Genomic DNA, 18,025 nt, shown 5'->3' with positions numbered 1-18,025 from the left:
GGTGGTTTCAATGGGGGCAGACGTTTCTGCTTGTGTGTTCAGGGTTTTGACAGGGTTTCTCTGGACCTGGCGACCTCTGTTGTTCGGCGGAACGACGCCCGCAGCCCGCTCGCACCCAATGGGCTGCGCTATTTCGGCAGGGTGCAGAACTGTGGCATTGACGATAAAAAACCACCGGGCAGTCAGCCCGGTGGTTGTTGGCAATGCGCAGTTACACCTGACGCTTATTTCACCTCGGTCATTCTCAAATCACTGACCAGCATATCGATCAAGGTCCCCAGGTATTTGAAACGCTCTTCTTTTTTCTCCCAGCGATCAATGAAAAACAAGCCGTGGTCATTGACCTGAATCGGTGTCTCAACGATGTCGTCGGACCTGGATTTATGCACCAGACGGAGCTCGCCCGTATCCGTGTTTTCGATCATGAACATCCCGGACCGGGTCAGTTTGCTGCGCTCGACGGCCGGCGTCAGGGTTGGTTTTTTCTTGCCGGCGACGGCCACGTCCAGCAGGAAATCGCTGCGCAAGGCCCGGCTATTGGTTCCGCGCTCGCTGGCCACCGCTCTCCAGGTCCCGCGATGGATATCTCTGGCCAGTTCCGGAGCGGTGTCGCGTACGTGGAGACTGACCGCCGAGAGGGTATCCGCCAGACCCGGCACACCCAGGTTGTAGTTAGTGTGGGCATTGCCGATAAGGGCTACCCACTTATGCGGCCCATGTGCCAGTTGGTCGGCTTCGATCACTTGGGTGGCGAAATAGCTGAACATCTCGTTTCGCGAGATATCTTCGTTAAACACACCCTTGAGGTGGTAAGACGCCGTGCAATCGAGGGCCCTGATACGGATGTTGTACTTCGCCGCCGCCTGGAGGACCTCTGTGTAGGTATCGTTACCTTTATAAGTGGGCATTTGGCCACGGTCCTGAACGCGCAGGTAATTCTTCAGTCTGTCCGGCATGCGCTGTGTCCGAAAAAAAGTATCCAGATCGGCCTGGTGCAAATCGGTGAACAGATGTTCCACGTAGAGCGTGTCATACCCGGCTTGCTTGAGCGCCTTCATGTACTTTTTCAGCAACGCTTTGCTCGATACGTGGCTATGGGCCTCGCCGATCAGCAGGTTCAAGCGGCCGTCGGCCACCAGCCGCAAAAACTCCTCGAACTTGATGTCTGAGGTGAGTGTCGGGAGCGCGGCCGCTTCGGGGGGCGTGTAGTGAGCAAACGTGTCCCTGGCCTTTTTCTCCAGACGCTTGCGGTTGGCGATGAACGCATCGTGCGCCTGTTGTTCTTTCGGTACGGTCGGGGTATAGCGTGAGTCCATGGCTTTGGGCTGATGCAACATCCTCGCGATATCGTTACGCATGGCGGGTGGAATATCGTATTCGCTGAAATGCTCGACAGCAGGGGCAATCGATGCTGGCCGGGAGACGGGTTGAGGCGCCTTGTACGCCGTCGGCCGTTGCACACGATAATCGCCCTTGGCGGCCGAATCCCCGGGGATTGCCCCGGCTGAATCGAGGCTGATGCGCGCCGCCTGATCCTGTGCGACATCTTCCACGCGCACGGCGACAGCCGCGTGCAGGTCGGCCAGGCCGGGGGTGTTGTCGAAGGTGCTCATGCGTGATTGTTCGGTGAGGACCACCCAGCGCTCCTCAGGCGCATCGGCGATATCGACGGCCAGCGTCTTGTGCGAATAGAAATTCCTGATGCTGTTGCTGCGAGGGGTCAATGGCGAGACGTCGTCCAGTACCATCACTCCTTCCAGTTGATAGCTGGTCGACGCATCCAGCGCATGGATTTTCAGACCCTTTTCGCGCGCTGCACGCACCAGTGCCAGATAAGAGAATGGCGCTTTTTTCTCATACCCCTGCGCAAGGTCGACGGCTTTAAGATGTTTTTCGATGTGTTTCCAGGTTCCGCCCTTATTCAGTTTTTCCAGCTTGATTTTGAAGACATCGCCCGCCAGGTATTCCACGTAAAGTCGCTTGAAGCCGTTGCTCACGAGTTCGTCCACACCCTCGATCAGCAACTGTTTGCTGGCGATCGAGCCGGGCTGGGCGCCGATCACCAGATTTTTTCCTTTGACGGCGTCGCTCGCCAGTAACTGGGCAAACGACAGGTCGTCGGCGACTGGCGGAACTTCGGCGCGGGCTGGCAACGGGGCAAGTTCGGCGAAATGCGCGGTGGCGTCGGTGCTGAGCTTTTCGACCTGCTTCAGGTAAGCGGTGCGCGCCGGGGCGTGACTTTCCACAAACCCGACAAGGTAAATTTGCGGATCGATGCCGCTGAAGTCCTGACTGTTTTCGAGGATGATCTCCCGGATTTGCGGGTTCATCACCATTTCGATGCGATCATGGTATTTGGACTCCACACCATAGACCTTGTCCGGGCCGGGTGTCTCTGGCACGGCCTCGTACTCGAGCGCACCGCCGGCCACGCCACTGCGCACCAACTTTCCGTCTGCGTTGCGCACGGTCAGGATGGTGCTCGAGGTGAGTTCGCCGGAATCCGGATGGGCTCGGTAAAGCAGAAAACGACCGCTGGAATCAGGATCTTTGTCGATATAGAACAGCTCATTTCTGTACACCACCGGACTCATTTCATTCCGCTTGGGGCCAGGTGCTACTTGATCGATCACGGTCATGACATCGCGTTGTTCGTTGCTGGCACTGACGAGGCTCTGCCGCACAGGCCGGCGCACGGGCTTGAGCGAACGCAGCGCCGGACGCAGGTCGGTCAGCACCGCGCCGGCACTGTTGAACAGATAACCGAGCAGATGCTGGAACGCTTCGCCGTGGTCACCCTGACGGTACGCATGCAGGGCGAGCATGGCGTCCTTGAAAGCCAGTAACAGGCCGGTGCTCAGGCTCAGCAGCGGGAACGGCGCCGTGGCAATGGCGGCGATCCATTCGACACTGGTCCAGACCAGACCGGCGATCATCTCGGCACGGCTGGTGGTGGTGGCGTTAACGTCGTCGATACGACGTTGCAGCCTCATGTCGTAAAGGACAGTGCGCAGGTCACTGACCGCCGCGACTGCGCGGGTCGAGTCGTAACGTGCAGGGCTGGGCGTGGTTTTATTGAGGTCTTTGGGCAGCCCTTTCTTGATGTTTTCAAGGTATGTGCGAACCCGGGTCCGGGCGCTGACGTCGACGCGCAACGTCAGGTATTCGAGCATGCCGGACTGCTGTTGAAGCAGGTAATTGAACAGCCGCGCTTCGCGGAAAGCGACGCCGTCGGGCGCCTCCGGGGTGTAGAGCAGAACCGGGTTGGCACCATGGCTGAACAGCCACGCGTCGAGCACCCATTCGCCGTCGATCATCAAACGGTGGAGTGGATAGGTCGTGCGCGTGGCGCCGGAAGTTTCAGCCATGCTGTCGATACTCTGCTCCAGCCATTGCAGATCATGGCTGGCGATATGGCCCTGCAGCTGGCATTCCAGCGCGGCGCTTTTCATCTGGCGCTGGGTAATGGCCAGGGTCGTGTTGCGCCGAAAGTCATAGCCTTCGCTCGTCGAACTTTGCAGTTCAGCCTTGACCTTGTCGATGTAGCGCTGGCCGATCCACACACCGGTGACCGAGCGCGCGACATTCTGTGCGGTCAGGTTGCTGAGGTCGATGCCCTGCGGGCCTCTGAAGCGCGCCGAGCGGGAAAATTTTTCATCGAGAAAACCGACGCCGTCGGCGTAGCCATCGCGATACAGCGTGGTGTAGTTCAGAGGTTTTGGCGTCCACGAGCGCACGATGGCGGTCGGCGAGTAAGCCCAGACGGTATCCGGATCGACATCGTTGGTGGTGCGCTTGAGCAAGCGGTTCAAGCTGATTTTGGCTTGCTCGTGCACGTAGTCATCAAACGCCGGAAAGCGGCTGCCCGACAAGGCATGCTTGTTGAACGCGCGCAAGGCGCCTTCGGCGTCTTCACTCAGGGTCGTCAGCTTTCGGCGGTTGGCAGCCGTGGTGGAGCGATACCACAGCGGTGTACAGAAATCGTAGTCGTCGATCCGTGTGGCGAGCACATGTTCAGCCATCGTGCGCAGGCAATCGGGATGACTGCCGGTGTGAGCGAACGTGACCTTTTGATGCTCCAGCGCCTCAGGTTTGAAACTCAGTCCGGCCAACACGTGGCGCAGCTTTGCGCGAAAGCGCATGGGCGCACGGCTGATCAGGTAGCCGGCCATGCTGTCGGCGGCATCGCTGTGTTTGGCCCAGCCCAGCAGGTGGGTCTGGCATTCGCGCTCACTGTCGAAGGCCTGGAATTGTTGCGTTCGCGGCGCCTGTGGTGTGCACAGCAACAGCCGTTTGAGCGCGCCGCGGTCATCGTTCTGGCGCAGCACCCACAAATCCTGCAACTGGGCGCCGTGCAGCGACAGGGTGGCGGCGCGCAGGCGCGCATCGCTACCGTCACGCAGGCGCTGGATCAGTTGCAGGTCACTGTCGAGCAAGTGCCCCTGCAGCACCGCCGTGTGAGCGAGGGCGACGATACGTTTGTCGAGCATCTGCTCAATGGCGGGTTTGATTGCGGGCCTGGCCTGCAGCTCATTTTGCAAGTGATTGAAGTCAATCCGAGGCTGCAGCTCCACGGCTTGCCTGATCAGCCACGCCGGCGTCACGTCCGCGTAGGCTGGCGGCAAAGGCGCGTCATCGTAGGTGAGGGTGGTGTACTTCAAAAACTCCGAGCCCGGTAATTCATCGCCGGTGTGCGGGCCGCGCAAGGACAGCTCGAGCAGGCTGGATTGATGCACATAAACGCCGTAGCCCGGCACTCGGCGATCGGTCGCAATGCTTAACTTTGCCGGCTCGAGGTCGTCGATTTCCAGGTCTTCGCTCAGGCGCTCCAGCCATTGCTGGCGGGCCAGTGCCGTCAGGCTGCCGGCCGGCTCCATCAAGTCGAGCAGGTCTTGTCGCGCCTGCTGATAGTTGCGCAGATGCTGCGCCAGTGCGTCTTTTTGCGCGGTGCTGGCGCTTCGAAACCAGTCCGGTGCGCTGTAGCGCAGGTGGCGCTCGAACAAGGTTTGCGCGCGTAATTCCAGACGCGGCGTGAGATCCGGTAGGGCGGCGGCAATGGCGTGGTCCAGCGCGGTGAGCAATTGCCTGGGGTCTTGCTGTGGGTTTTCGGCGAAGCTCAAGGCGCGCTCGATATCCTGCGTGCGTTTTTCGATCAGCGCGTCGTAGGTGTGTTCGAACAACGGTCTGCTGTCGATTGGCGCGAGCAGCAGCGGCCAGATCCCTGCTGCGCCGACGGCGTGATAGCGCGTCGGCAGCATGGACATGAACTCCTTGCTACCGCTGGCCTGGTTCAGCAATGTGCGCAGTTGGTTGTCGAGATCAGCAAGGGAGTTGAAGAATTCGATGCCTCTTGCGGGGGTAAACAGCAGGGCGAAACCCATGCTCTGGTCGGTCAGCAGGTCCTTGACTCGGCGAGTGTCCTTTTCCGTGACCACAAAAGCGCCAGCCAGCTCAACGGTGGTGTCTTGATAGCTGAACTGCAGCGCGTACATGGCCGGACGCAGCACCGGCACCGCATCGAGTTTTTGCAGCAGTTCGCCGGCTTGCGGGTGCAGCAAGCGGTCGGTGACGGCCTGTCTGGCTTCGTGGCCGATGGCGGTGAAGCCTGCGTCATATTTGAGGAAGGTTTTCGCCGGTTTATCGTCGATCCGGTCGCGTTGATCCATGTTGATCAGTTGAGTGGCCAGCCTGACTTTCAGGGTGGCGATCAGTTGTTTGCCTTCGTCGCTCTGCAGATCGCTGTTTTCCAGCGCCTGATACAGCTCGCGGCTGCGTTGCAGGTAGCTGGTGCGATAGGTTTTCAGTTGTTCGTCGAGGCGTTTCAGAAAGGCCTGTTCGGTACTCGGTTTTTGTTCGGGAAGCAGCGGGGTTGATGTATTGAACAGGTGATGGGCGATCGCGTTGAGATCGTTTTTGACCTCTTCGGAGGTGGGGGTTATGGCGAGGTTCATGGGCATTTTTTCCATGCTGAGGGTGAGCGGCCAGCATGGCGAGGGGCAGTGGGAGGCGGGTGGTATATATGTATAGGGGGGTTATTGGTCTGTCGATGTAGAGCTTGGGTTCGACTCGGTATTTCACGTCGGCATGCGTCTGCCCTACACCTGTGACGGAACGGCAGACGCACGTTTAACCTGACGAGTGAAATCCTGACCTGTTTGTTAGACAGGGTAAGTCAGCTCTTGGAGAAAAAAGTATCCGCTACCGGTGAGTTCACGTGTTTCATCACCGTGGCGTGCCTTACCGGAAAGTTGCAAATTATCGAGGGAGTATAAGTACAGGCCGCTATTGAGTTGACTTACAGAAATGTCGGAAGAGGATGTCACTTCATAGTCATAAAGCTGAATACCTCGTTCGGTCACGACATTTTCAAGGTAGCCAGCGATTGCAGGGTCCAGCAGCTTGCGAAGCGAGATGGAGATGGTTCGTTGGCTCGATGAACCGTGGTTATCTTCGAAAGAAAAATTGTAACCGCCGAGCTCGTTGAAAGAGGTGGAAATGCTGGTTGTCGCGAAGCTGGTCAGATTAACCGGCGTACCGCCAATGGTGCCTTTTACATTAACGTTGAGAATACCGTTTACCCAAACTGCTGGGGATGCCTTTGGATGGGTCATGGGGTGCTTCCTGTGCCTGATCTTGGTTGGAGAAGGAAGTCTGATTGAGCGGGTGAAGACAGTGAACTGTCATATCTGACAGGTTTTTATACGTGTTCGCGATGAGCCTTCTTGATAGGAGTTATATAGCAGGCACAGTGTTGATCAAGTGCGGGGCAGGCTTGCTCGCGAAAGCGCTGTGTCAGTCAGTCCAACTGCCGAATGCGCTGACACCTTCGCGAGCAGGCTCGCTCCCACAGAGGGTTAGCTGTGTGTTGGGGATTGGCGGATTTCGTGGTTATCCAGCACGCGGTTCACGGCCAGCTCGGCGAGCATGATGATTTGCTGGATGGCCAGAATCGTGCGCCGCTGCGGCAGGTCGATGTAGGCGGCGATGTCGCTGGTCATGAGGCTGGCCTGGGCCAGCGATTCGCAGGCGTGGACCAGCAGGCTTTCGCTGTCCTGTTCGGGGGCGACCTGGAACATGGTGCTGGGTTTGTGAAAGCGCAGGGTCAAGGCGTTGGGTTTGAGGTAGTGGTCGAGCGCGCGTTCGGCGGCTTCGTGGAAGCGCTTCGAGCCGGGGAATTCGTAGGGGGTGGTGTCTTCGGTTTCGGGTGGATTGGGTGTTGGCTTTTTCATGGTGAAGCTCCGAATGATAAGTGGGGCTGTCACTCTCAATCACCGCGACGCGACGGAGGGTGGCAGCTGTACGCGGGTTCGCGGACCGAGCCATTCGGCAATCTCGGCATACCCGAAGGTATCCCGCGCACAGCCACCATCAAACCAGACAACAAGCACCTGAGCGCTTCAGTTTGGGCTGGCGATTATGCATCAAATCGAATGAACTGCTCGGGCCGCGACGCCCGTTCGCTGAATTTGCAGCGACCCCACGAGCCTATCCAGCCGATTTCCGAGGCACAACCGACGCGACTTGTCGGAAAACTCCGCGCAATTTTCAACGTCTGTAGGACGAACACACTTCCCACAGATAAACACTTTTCAACCTGTGGGAGCGAGCTTGCTCGCGAAAGCGGTGTGTCAGGCACCGTAGATGTTGAATGTGCTGACGCCTTCGCGAGCAGGCTCGCTCCCACAGGGTTCTCCGGTGGGTTAAGGAATGGCGTGCACAAAAAAAGGCGATGTCCCCTGCGGGACATCGCCTTCATTTTTACCGCCGCTAAAACTTATTCCGGCAGTTTGTACGCAATCACGTAGTCACCCATCTTGGTGCCCAGCGAACCGTGACCGCCGACAACCAGCAGCACGTATTGCTTGCCGTCCTTGCCGGTGTAGGTCATCGGAGTTGCCTGGCCGCCAGCGGGCAGACGCGATTTCCACAGCTCTTTACCGCTGTTCACGTCGTACGCGCGCAGGTACTGGTCGAGGGTGCCGCTGAGGAAGCCGACGCCGCCAGCCGTGACCATCGAACCGCCCATGCTCGGCACACCCAGGGTGAAACCGATCGGGATGGGCGAGCTGTCGCGGCTGGTGCCGTTTTTACGTTTCCACACGACTTTGCCGGTGGTCAGGTCGATACCGGCAACGTAGCCCCAGGCCGGTGCCTGGCACGGTACGCCGAATGGCGACATGAACGGGTGCATGATCACCGCGTATGGCGCGCCGGTGTTTGGCTGCACACCAGCGGTTTCGCTTTCGCGTTTGCTGCCGGCGGCGACTTGCTCGCGTGGCACCATTTTCGAAACGAAGGCCATGTAGTTCGGGCTGGTGAACAGCATCTGGCGAACCGGGTCGACCGAGACGCCGCCCCAGTTGAACACGCCAACGTTACCCGGATAGATCAGGCTGCCCTGTTCCGACGGCGGGGTGTACTGGCCTTCATAACGCAGTTCCTTGAACTGGATGCGGCACAGCATCTGGTCGAACGGGCTCGCGCCCCACATGGCTTTTTCGGTCAGTTCCGGAGCCAGCAGGTTGAGGTCCGAACGGGCCTGGGTCGGTGCGGTGTGGTCGCCTTTGACGGCGCCTTGCGGGACCGGGATTTCCTTGATCGGAATGATCGGCGTGCCGTCACGACGGTCGAGGACGTACAGGCTGCCCTGTTTGGTCGGAGCGATCAGCGCCGGTTTCACGCCGTCGGCGGTTTTCATGTCGAGCAGGGTTGGCTGGCTGCCAACGTCCATGTCCCACAGGTCGTGGTGGGTGAACTGGTAGTTCCAGCGCACTTTACCGGTGGCCAGGTCCAGAGCAACTACACCGGCGCTGAATTTCTCGGCGCCCGGGGTGCGGTCAGCGCCCCACTGGTCTGGAGTCTGGTTGCCCAGTGGCAGGTAAACCATGCCGAGTTTTTCGTCGACACTGGCCAGCGACCACATGTTCGCGGAGTTGCGGCTGTAGGTTTCGCCCGGTGCCAAAGGCTCGGTGGCGTCTGGCTTGTCGCTGTCCCAGTTCCACACAAGGTGACCGTCGCGCACGTCGAAAGCGCGGATCACGCCCGATGGCTCGTTGGTCGATTCGTTGTCGGTCACGTGACCGCCCATGATCACCAGATCACGGGTAATCGCCGCTGGCGAGGTGGAGTAGTAGCCGCCAGCGGTGAATGGGCCGATGCCTTGGGTCAGGTCAACCACGCCGTTTTTGCCGAAGCCTTCGCAGATCTTGCCGGTGTCGGCGTTCAGGGCGATCAGGCGGGCATCAGCGGTGGGCAGGTAGAGACGACGCGGGCAAGCCTGCGCAACGGCTTTGCCAGCCTCGGAAATCACCGCCGAGGCAGCGTTTTCAGTTTTCGCGTAAGCGGCTTCGTCGTAGTACGACACGCCACGGCAAGTCATGTGGGCGAAGCCTTTGAAGCCGACCGGGCTCTTGATCTGTGGGTCGAAGCGCCACAGTTCTTTGCCGGTGTCCGGGTCCAGGGCCAACACTTTGCTGTGCGCGGTGCACGCATAGATCATGCCGTTGGCTTTCAGCGGAGTGTTTTCATTGGTCAGTTCGACCGGATCATCTGCCGTTGGCAGGTCGCCGGTCTGGATGCGCCAGGCTTCTTGCAGTTTGCCCACGTTGGCCGGGGTGATCTGCTTCAGCGGCGAGTAGCGGTCACCGAATTCGGTGCGGCCGTAGGCCTGCCAGTCGCCATCGGGCATGGCTGGCGCGGTGCTGGTGGTGTCCGCGGTGTCGCGGCCCAGTTCGCCGAAGGTTTCGCCCGGGTGGGTGAACAGGCTGGCCAGAGCGGTGACGCCGGCCAGCACCACAGCGACGGTCAGACCGCCAGTGCCCATCGGCGCCGGGCCGTTAAGCAGCAGCGGACGACGGAACCACGGCAGCAGCATGACGAAACCGAGGACAAACCACAGCGCCAGACGTGGCACCAGTTGCCACCAGTCCAGACCGACTTCCCACAGCGCCCAAACGGTGCTGGCAAACAAGACGATGGCGTACAGGCCCAGCGCCGCGCGACGGCGCATCAGCATCAGAATGCCGGACAGCGCGATGCCGATACCGGCCAGCAGGTAGTACAGCGAGCCGCCGAGCATGCTCAGCTTGACCCCACCGGCCAACATGGCCAGGCCCATCAGTAGAAGCAGAATGCCGAGCAGGCTCGGTAGCAGACGGCCCCGACTCGAAGCACTTTCGGTGCTCATAGTGTGATTCTCCGTGACGTTTATGTAGTCCCGCGCTGTAGTCACTTTAGATGACGATTTGGCACAGGCATGGTTCAGATAAAAACTTGTGTAGCTAACGAATTTTCCTGTGGGAGCGAGCCTGCTCGCGAAAGCGTTGTGTCAGACGACTTCTTTGGCGAAGTTGAAATTGCTTTCGCGAGCAGGCTCGCTCCCACATTGGATCTCAGTGGTGCTTTAGAACGAGGACTGGATCTTGATCCCGCCGATCAGGGCGTCGTCGACGTTGTTCACGCCACCGGGGTGGCGGATGTATTGCAGGTTCGGGCGTACGGTCAGCCAGTTGGTCACGTGCACGCCGTAATACAGCTCGGCGCTGTATTCGGTGTCTTGCGGCGGCAGGAAGGACGGATCGTCGTAGTCGTACACGGCGTTGGCGCGGTTGCTGGCTTCGGCGTTTTTGCGGAAGGCCGGGTTGACGTGCACGCGGGCGAGGGCGAAACCGATGTCATCCTTGGCGCGCGCATCGAACGGGCCTTTGTAGGTGATGCCGGCCTGCACGTAGTTGTCGATCGCGTTGGTTTTCTTGTCGTGCATCGTGCCGTTGGCGAACACGCTGAGGCCGCGCGAGTTATCGCTGGCCATGCTGGTGATTTGCTGCTGAATACCCAGCCACACGCCGTGTTTGCTCGACGCGCTGCGATAGGCTTCACCGCTCAGGGCCGCCGGTTGGCCGTGGCTGTCTTTATAGACGTCGCTGGCGTTGGCGTTGCTGTAGTAGTAACCGGCACGGTATTCACCCGGCAGGCCGTTGAGTTTCGGCGTCCACACCAGTTCGATCGGCAGGATCGCGCCCTGGGTGCCGCTGCCGCTGAGTTTGAAACCGTTGCCGCGATCGAGGTTCGACGGGTTCTGCTCGTAAGCGCCGACCTGTGCGTACAGCTCTGGGGTCAGGTGATATTTGACGCGCAGCGCCCATTGGCTGACCGGCCAGTTGTACCAGATGCCGCCGACCCAGTTGCCGACCTGCGAGCCGCAGAACGCCAGGTTCTGGAAGTCGCACGGGAAGCTGTTGAAGTCTTCGCCTTCACCGAAGCGACCGACCTTGATGTCGAGTTTCTGATCGAAGAATTTCTGCTGATACCACATCTGCGTCAGGCGCGTGGTCTGGCCACGGCCCCAGACTTCCTGGGCCGAGGTGAAGCCGCCAACGCGCGGATCGTTGATGCGGTCGTTGCTGATGTTGTTGCCGCTGCGCTTGGTGATGGTCAGTTGAAACTCGGCGTCGTCCCAGCCGAGGATCTTTTGCAAATCCAGGTGCGTGCCCAGGCCGAACTGATCGCTATAGCGTGCAGTGCGGTCGTGGTCGTAGCCGCCGTGCAGGTTGCTGCCCATTTCGCCGGTGTAGTCGAGCTTGAAGTCGTAGCCTTTTTCCGAGAGTTCGGTGCGCGTGCCGTTCCAGTCACCGAGCATGTACGGTGATTCACTGTCGAACGCGGGCGCCGCTTGAACGCAAGTGGCGAGGCCGAGGGCGGTAAAGCCGCCAAAGGTGCGCAGGGTTGAGATAGCGCTGTCTCGGGAGAAGGAAAAATCGGGCATGGCTCAGTCTTTTTTTGGTGTTTTCGGGGTGCAATTCGAGCGCTTCAATATGTCGCAGGCAGTGAAGCGATTCAGCGGAAGGGCGGCAGGATAAAGATCTGTTACAAAAAGACAAAGGCCTTTTGTGAACATGCAGCGTTTCGGATTCGGTAACAGTGCGGCAAACGGGCGCATTGTCGGCCGGGTCGTGGCCTGCGATCTTTCCAGGTTGGCCTACATTTGAAGTCAGGCCTTCCACCCGGTCAGCCCCTCGGCTAAGGTGCGCGGCTTCCGCATTTTCACTTCGCCCAAAGGCCTGGCATGAACGAACAAACTCCCGATCCGCTGCACGGCGTCACCCTTGAACAGATCCTCAATGCACTGGTGAGCCATTACGAATGGTCGGGATTGGCCGAGCGCATCGATATTCGCTGCTTCAAGAGTGATCCGAGCATCAAGTCGAGCCTGACGTTCCTGCGTAAAACGCCATGGGCGCGCGAGAAGGTCGAGCGTCTGTACGTGAAATTGATGCGCACCAAGCGACCGCTCTGAAATGCATGCCGGTTGTTGGCGCCGCCGCCTGATCACCTGCGCAGCCATATTGGGCTGGGCGGGGTTGGGCATTCAGCTTTATCTGATTTTCTTTGCGCGTTTAAGCGTCGGCGCCAGCCTGTTGGGCGGGCTGGTGAGCTTTTTCAGCTACTTCACGATTCTGACCAACACGCTGGTGGCGACGGTGCTGACCTGTGCCGTGACCGCTCGCGAATCCGCCGCGCGCCGCTGGTTTTTGCAGCCGTGGGTCAGCAGTGGCATTGCCGTGAGCATTGCTGTGGTCGGGCTTGCCTATAGCCTTTTGCTGCGGCATTTGTGGCACCCGGAAGGCTGGCAATTTATTGCTGACGAGTTGCTGCACGACGTGATGCCGCTGCTGTTTCTTGGCTATTGGTGGCTCTGCGTACCGAAAGGTACGCTGCGGTTGGGGCATCTGCCGGTGTGGCTGATCTATCCGCTGGTGTATTTCATCTACGCCTTGCTGCGCGGGCATCTGCTCGGCGCGTATGCGTATCCGTTCATTGATGTGGCGCTGTTGGGTTATCCACAGGTGCTGCTGAATGCCGGGGGGATATTGCTGGGGTTTGTGGGGATTGGCTTGCTGGTCATTGGCCTCGACCGCTGGAGGCTTGCACGAAGTTAAAGCACCTGTAGGAGTGAGCCTGCTCGCGATGGCGGTGGATCAGTTACAAATTTATTGACTGACACTCCGCTATCGCGAGCAGGCTCACTCCTACAAGGGATATCACTCTTCTTCCGATCCTGCAGCGCGCCAGTAGCCGACGGCTTTGATGAGTTGTTCATCCAGCCCATGCTCATCGATCAGCACCCGGCGAATCTGTCGCGAGACTTTCGTTTCGGTCGCGACCCACGCATACAGATTGCCTTTAGGCACCTGCAATTGCTTCACCGTCGCCAGCAGGTTGTCCTTGCTACCTTCGCGCAGTACCCAGATCACATTGACCTGCGCCGCGCTTTCGAGCACTTGCTGTTCGGCGCCGTTTTCGACTTCGATCACCACCAGCGCCTTGCGGTTGGCCGCCAGGCCTTCGAGGCGGCGGGCGATGGCGGGCAGGGCGGTTTCGTCGCCGATCAGCAAGTAGCTGTCGAAAATATCCGGGACGATCATCGAGCCGCGCGGGCCGCCGATGTGCAGGAATTGTCCTGGCTTGGCTTGCTCAGCCCAGGTCGACGCAGGGCCGTCACCGTGCAGGACAAAATCGATGTCCAGTTCCAGCGCATCGAGGTCGTAGCGACGCGGCGTGTAATCACGCATTTCCGGTTTTGGTCCATCGTCCTTGCCGGCGCCGAGCACCATGGTCTCCAGCGCGGCGGCTTGTTCGGCGTTCTGCGGGAACAACAGTTTGACGTGATCGTCAGTGCCCAGGCTGATAAACCCGGCCAGCTCCGGCCCGCCGAGGGTAATGCGGCGCATGCGCGGGGTCAGGTCGACCACACGCAACACCTCAAGCTTGCGGCGTTTGATTTCGTGCATCACACGGTGAATGGTTTGGGTATCGACTGCAGTCATTCGGCTTTCTCCGGGGCAGGTTGAACGGCAGGGCCGTCGACGATGGCTTTGGCGGTGTCGTTGAGCAGGTCACGCACGCGCAGGATTTCTGCGGCGCTCCAGCGGCCGTGGTGCATTTGCAGGGCATGGCGCAGGTTGTGCACGGCTTCGTGGATTTCCGGCGGCCGATCATGGCCACGTAGTGAGCGTTTGCTGACGTCGATGCGCATACGCACGCCGTCCAGCGCGACCGCTTGCTCACTGAGAGATAAACGACCGGCCTCGGTGACGCTGTAGCGTTTTTTACCGTCCTCGGCGTCGCCAGTGATCAGTTCGCTCTCTTCGAGAAAGGTCAGGGTCGGGTAGATCACCCCGGGACTGGGGCTGTACGCGCCGTCGAACATGCCTTCGATCTGGCGGATCAGGTCGTAGCCGTGGCACGGCTGTTCGGCCACCAGCGCCAGTAGCAGCAATTTCAGGTCACCGGGGGCGAATACCCGTGGGCCACGGCCGCCGCGCTCACGTCCGGGGCGCTTCTCGAAGCCGTCACGGCCGTCGCCGTGTTCGCGGTGGGGGGAATGATGGTCTCTCATTTCGGTCTTCTCTCGTCGTGTTTAGATACAACTTAAGATATATCTTAAGGTCTGTGCAAGACGTTTTTCCCCGCGTCGCGACCTCGGCTGACGAGCGGCAGCCCACCCGCCAATGCAAGCGATGATTTTTCAGGGGGGTGTAAGTCAGCGATAACTTGAAAGTTAAAGTCATCACTCTATTTGATGTAGAGTATATGTTCTAAATGACCCTGAGTTGCCGTACTGTCGGGGCGGAGTTGCTGTATGGTTTTTTAATTTAAACTGTCTGTAGGGGATAACTTACAGTTACTGTTTCGAATATCGTTATTTTGTTCTTTTTTCTGGCGGGTCATGGGGTTGTTTAACTACGAGGTTATCGGAAGTTGCTTGCTTACTTTCCAGAGGCAACAGTCGATGATGCCTAGGCGTTGAACGTTCAAGTTGATCTGGCTCAACTCGGGCAATGATTTACCTGAACTTTCAATGTTTATCCCCCTATCAAGAAAACAGGTACATAACGATGTTCAAGAAACTCGCAATCGCCGCTCCACTGGCTCTTCTGGCACTGGGTTCCACTGGCGCATTCGCCGCTGGTGAAGCGTCGCACTCGATCAGCCTTGTCGCGCATGTGCCGACCAACGGTTTCTATGTGGTGCCGACCGATCCGGATCTGGTCAACAAGGACCAGGACATGAGCTATCAGCCAACCACCGGCAAGATGCGCGACGTCAATGGCTTCTTCGACGTGCGCAACAATAACGGCTCGGTACACGCCAGCCTCGAGAGCCTGCCAAAACTGATCTCGGGCAGTACTTCTATCGAACTGCGCGTGCTGTTCAACAACAAGGAACTGACCCTGACTCCGCAACTGGTCGTGGGCGAAGCAGAGTCCGACGTCAACTACCGTGCGCCGCTGAACATTAGCGCGGTGGGCAACAACTTCCAGCCAGGTGATTACACCGGGGCCGTGGCGATGATCTTCGACGCCGTGACGCCATAACAGCAGTCACTTGATCGATCGATCAGGCACTAAGCCCAACTTCAATGTTGACGCTTGACCGTCGGGGCTGACGATTTGTTTGCCTCGACGGACTTCCATTGTTTGTTATCCGAGTACGCGTTCATGTTCCCGATGACACCCATCGCGGCTGCGCTTGCGCTGTTGTTTTGTGCCAGCGCAGCTGTGGCTTCCAACTCCACCGGCACCACACCACGCAGTCTGCTGGCGCAGGCCAAGGGTTTGCCGGCGGATTTCGAGGAGCATTTCTTTGATGTGCCGCTGGCGGTACGGGTCGAAGTCGATCAGCAACCACTGGGTGAGGCCATGGTGGTGTTGTCCCGCGACGATCGCCTCACCCTGCTCGAATTCACTGACACCAGCGAAAATCGTTTTGGCCCCGCCGAGCGGGAAAAATGGGCGAGCTATCTGAAACCCGGCGTGCCCTTGGGTGCGTGCAGCGGTTCCTGCCCAGACCAGTTTCTGGCGGTGCACTACAACCTGGAAAACTCGCTGGTCTCGATTCTCACCGAAAATGCCGAACGCGACGTTGAAGCCAAGCGTTACTTCGAACAGCCTGATGGTGGCAGTCATGGCTTGATGGTGCGTAACCAGCTCAACCTCAATGGCGGCCAGGATCAGGATCTCGGCGGGCGTTTCGGCCTCGAAGCCAGCTCAAGTCTGGGCAGCTGGAGTCAGACGCTGAATCTGCAAGTGGCCCGTCTCGGCGGTCCGGACGACAAGCTTTATCACGCTGTTCAAGAGCTGCACACCCAGCGCGAACTGCAAGGCAGTTTTTTCCGCCTGGGCTATTTCACCCCCAATTCCGAAGGGCTGACGCGCCAGCCGCGTACGTTCGGCAGCAGTCCCGACACCGCCGTCGGCGTGATGTACGGCAGCTCCGACAGCCTGGCCATCAACAGCCCGATGCCCAGCGTTTATCCGATCTATGTCACCGCCAACCGCCAGGGTTCCGTCGAGATCTGGCGCGATGGCCTGCTGATCAATACCCAATCGGTGCCGGCCGGTTTGCAGACCCTCGACACCCGGCCGCTGCCCGGTGGCATTTATGAGGTGGAAGTCCGGCTGATCGAAGACGGCCAGATCACCTCCACTACTCAGGAGCTGGTGTACAAGCCCAACAACTGGCGCAACCTCGACGAGCGCTGGCGCTACAACGTTTTTGCCGGCGAAGAACAGAAACTGCTGAGCAACTGGGACACCCAGGCCAGCGGCAGCCCGACCGCAGGTGCCTCGCTGAATTACCTGTTGCATCCGCGCGTCATCCTCGGGCTGTCGGCGCGGCAGATTCGCGAAAAGCTGCAATACGGCACGTCCATCGACTGGACCCTGGCCAATCACATCAGCCTCTACGCCAACGTCTACAAGACCGAGGATTACGGCACCGGTCTCGATCTGCAAAGCCTCTACAACTACGGCGCCGGCAGCCTTGTCGTCAGCCATAACCGCAGCTGGCTCGACACCACCAATACCTACGACACGTTGCCGGACGGCACCCGGGTGCGCCCGCGCAATGTGTTCATCGGCCAGACCAGCAATTCCTCGCTGGCGCTCAACCATCGCCTCAGCAGCAAGAGTTCGGTCAACGCGCGGGTCTCGCACAGCGAGGGCAATGTCGAAGGCATGGGCGTCGATCTGGGCTGGACCCAGCGCACGATGGTGCTGGGCAGCGATGCCAGTTGGCGCCTGTCGATTTTTGATCGGCCGGGCAGTTTCAGCAGCGGCGATGCGCGCAATCGCGGGGTCGACCTGAGCATCAACATGGCGCTCGGCGCCCCCGGTCAGCAGATCAGCGGCAGTATTGGCTCACGCACGGCCCGTGACGGTGCGCGTGACAACAACGCCTCGCTCGGCTGGCGCAAGGATTTCCGGGATCACGTCTTGCAGAACGTGTCGGTCACGGCACTCACCGACACCTACGGGGTGGGCGTCGCCAGCCTGGCCAACTTCCGCACCGACGCGGTCAATGGTGACGGCTTTATTCAGCGCTCCTCCTACAACGGCAATTTCACCGGCGGCCTCAACCTCGACAGCACGCTGGTGGTCGGTGCGCAGCAGATGCTCATGACCAGTCAGACCGAAGTGCGTGGCGCCGGGCTGATTGTCGATGTCGAGTCGGACATCGAGGACATCGTCCTGCGGGCCGACGATTTCAGCGGTGGCGGTGCGGCGTTAAAGCCGGGGCGCAATTTCATCCCGATCACCGCGTACCAGAACAGCTCGGTGAGTTTCGACTTCGAGGGCAACCACGTGCCGGCCGCGTCCATCGAACCGCCGCGCACCCGCTATCACCTGAACAAGGGCGGCGTGGAGTACCGCAAGGTCCGCGTGATGAAAACCATGACCGTGCTCGGCCGACTGGTGGATGGCCAGGGGCGGCCGCTCAAGGGCCACCACGTGATCAACCACGCCAGCCGTGGGGTGAGCGAAGTCGACGGGTTCTTCTCGATGGAAATGAACGCCGGCTCACCGACCCTGGAAGTGCGTCAGGGCAACCAGTTGCTCTGCCAGTTCCGCCTCAACGAGTCCGACCATCGCAGCGAAAACAATGTGCTGATGATCGGCGATCTGCGCTGCACGCCGGACACCCTCGCTGACGCCACCTCCACCGAACAGAAGGCAGGTTGATC

At 59.5% G+C, this 18,025-nt stretch carries 11 protein-coding genes; 4 read left to right on the top strand and 7 right to left on the bottom strand.

Annotated features, from left to right (window positions below; translation table 11 throughout):
• Window positions 1–224: 224 nt before the first annotated feature.
• The 5 genes from AB4O11_RS02675 to AB4O11_RS02655 form a co-directional block, all read right to left on the bottom strand.
• Window positions 225–5,951 carry a membrane-targeted effector domain-containing toxin gene (locus tag AB4O11_RS02675; RefSeq protein ID WP_460130071.1) on the bottom strand — a complete coding sequence of 1,909 codons (5,727 nt, stop codon included), beginning with the start codon at window positions 5,949–5,951 and terminating at the stop codon, window positions 225–227.
• A 207-nt stretch (window positions 5,952–6,158) separates the two neighbouring features.
• Window positions 6,159–6,611 (bottom strand): hypothetical protein, encoded by a 453-nt coding sequence (locus AB4O11_RS02670; protein ID WP_460092160.1) that lies wholly within the window; start codon window positions 6,609–6,611, stop codon window positions 6,159–6,161.
• 243 nt (window positions 6,612–6,854) lie between these two features.
• A complete protein-coding gene (locus AB4O11_RS02665; RefSeq protein ID WP_093430622.1) occupies window positions 6,855–7,229 on the bottom strand; it encodes a DUF6124 family protein in 375 nt (124 codons plus the stop codon).
• A gap of 545 nt (window positions 7,230–7,774) precedes the next feature.
• Complete coding sequence (locus tag AB4O11_RS02660) at window positions 7,775–10,186, bottom strand: glucose/quinate/shikimate family membrane-bound PQQ-dependent dehydrogenase (RefSeq protein ID WP_093430620.1); 2,412 nt, start codon at window positions 10,184–10,186, stop codon at window positions 7,775–7,777.
• Between the two features lie 216 nt (window positions 10,187–10,402).
• Complete coding sequence (locus AB4O11_RS02655) at window positions 10,403–11,764, bottom strand: carbohydrate porin (protein ID WP_460130068.1); 1,362 nt, start codon at window positions 11,762–11,764, stop codon at window positions 10,403–10,405.
• Between the two features lie 300 nt (window positions 11,765–12,064).
• Here AB4O11_RS02655 and AB4O11_RS02650 point away from each other — a divergent pair, with 300 nt between their 5' ends.
• On the top strand, window positions 12,065–12,295 hold the full coding sequence (locus AB4O11_RS02650; RefSeq protein WP_007916799.1) for a VF530 family protein: 231 nt from the start codon (window positions 12,065–12,067) through the stop codon (window positions 12,293–12,295).
• A 1-nt stretch (window position 12,296) separates the two neighbouring features.
• Window positions 12,297–12,938: a Pr6Pr family membrane protein gene (locus AB4O11_RS02645; protein WP_460130066.1), complete on the top strand. Its 642-nt coding sequence runs from the start codon at window positions 12,297–12,299 to the stop codon at window positions 12,936–12,938.
• 102 nt (window positions 12,939–13,040) lie between these two features.
• Here the strand turns inward: AB4O11_RS02645 and AB4O11_RS02640 are convergent, their stop codons facing one another.
• Together AB4O11_RS02640 and AB4O11_RS02635 are read right to left on the bottom strand one after the other, a co-directional pair.
• Complete coding sequence (locus AB4O11_RS02640; RefSeq protein WP_460130065.1) at window positions 13,041–13,826, bottom strand: siderophore-interacting protein; 786 nt, start codon at window positions 13,824–13,826, stop codon at window positions 13,041–13,043.
• Window positions 13,823–14,398 carry a PadR family transcriptional regulator gene (locus AB4O11_RS02635; RefSeq protein ID WP_460130063.1) on the bottom strand — a complete coding sequence of 192 codons (576 nt, stop codon included), beginning with the start codon at window positions 14,396–14,398 and terminating at the stop codon, window positions 13,823–13,825. Before AB4O11_RS02635 ends, AB4O11_RS02640 begins: the two co-directional genes overlap by 4 nt.
• 499 nt (window positions 14,399–14,897) lie before the next feature.
• On the opposite strand from AB4O11_RS02635, the gene AB4O11_RS02630 reads away from it, so the two are divergent.
• A complete protein-coding gene (locus AB4O11_RS02630) occupies window positions 14,898–15,377 on the top strand; it encodes a CS1 type fimbrial major subunit (protein ID WP_099757076.1) in 480 nt (159 codons plus the stop codon).
• A 123-nt stretch (window positions 15,378–15,500) separates the two neighbouring features.
• Window positions 15,501–18,023: a CS1-pili formation C-terminal domain-containing protein gene (locus AB4O11_RS02625; protein ID WP_460130061.1), complete on the top strand. Its 2,523-nt coding sequence runs from the start codon at window positions 15,501–15,503 to the stop codon at window positions 18,021–18,023.
• The last annotated feature ends 2 nt before the right edge of the window (window positions 18,024–18,025 follow it).

Source organism: Pseudomonas sp. H1_D05, assembly GCF_054682705.1.
The sequence above is the reverse complement of the archived record's forward strand: the minus strand, read 5'-3'. Positions and strand labels throughout refer to the sequence as shown.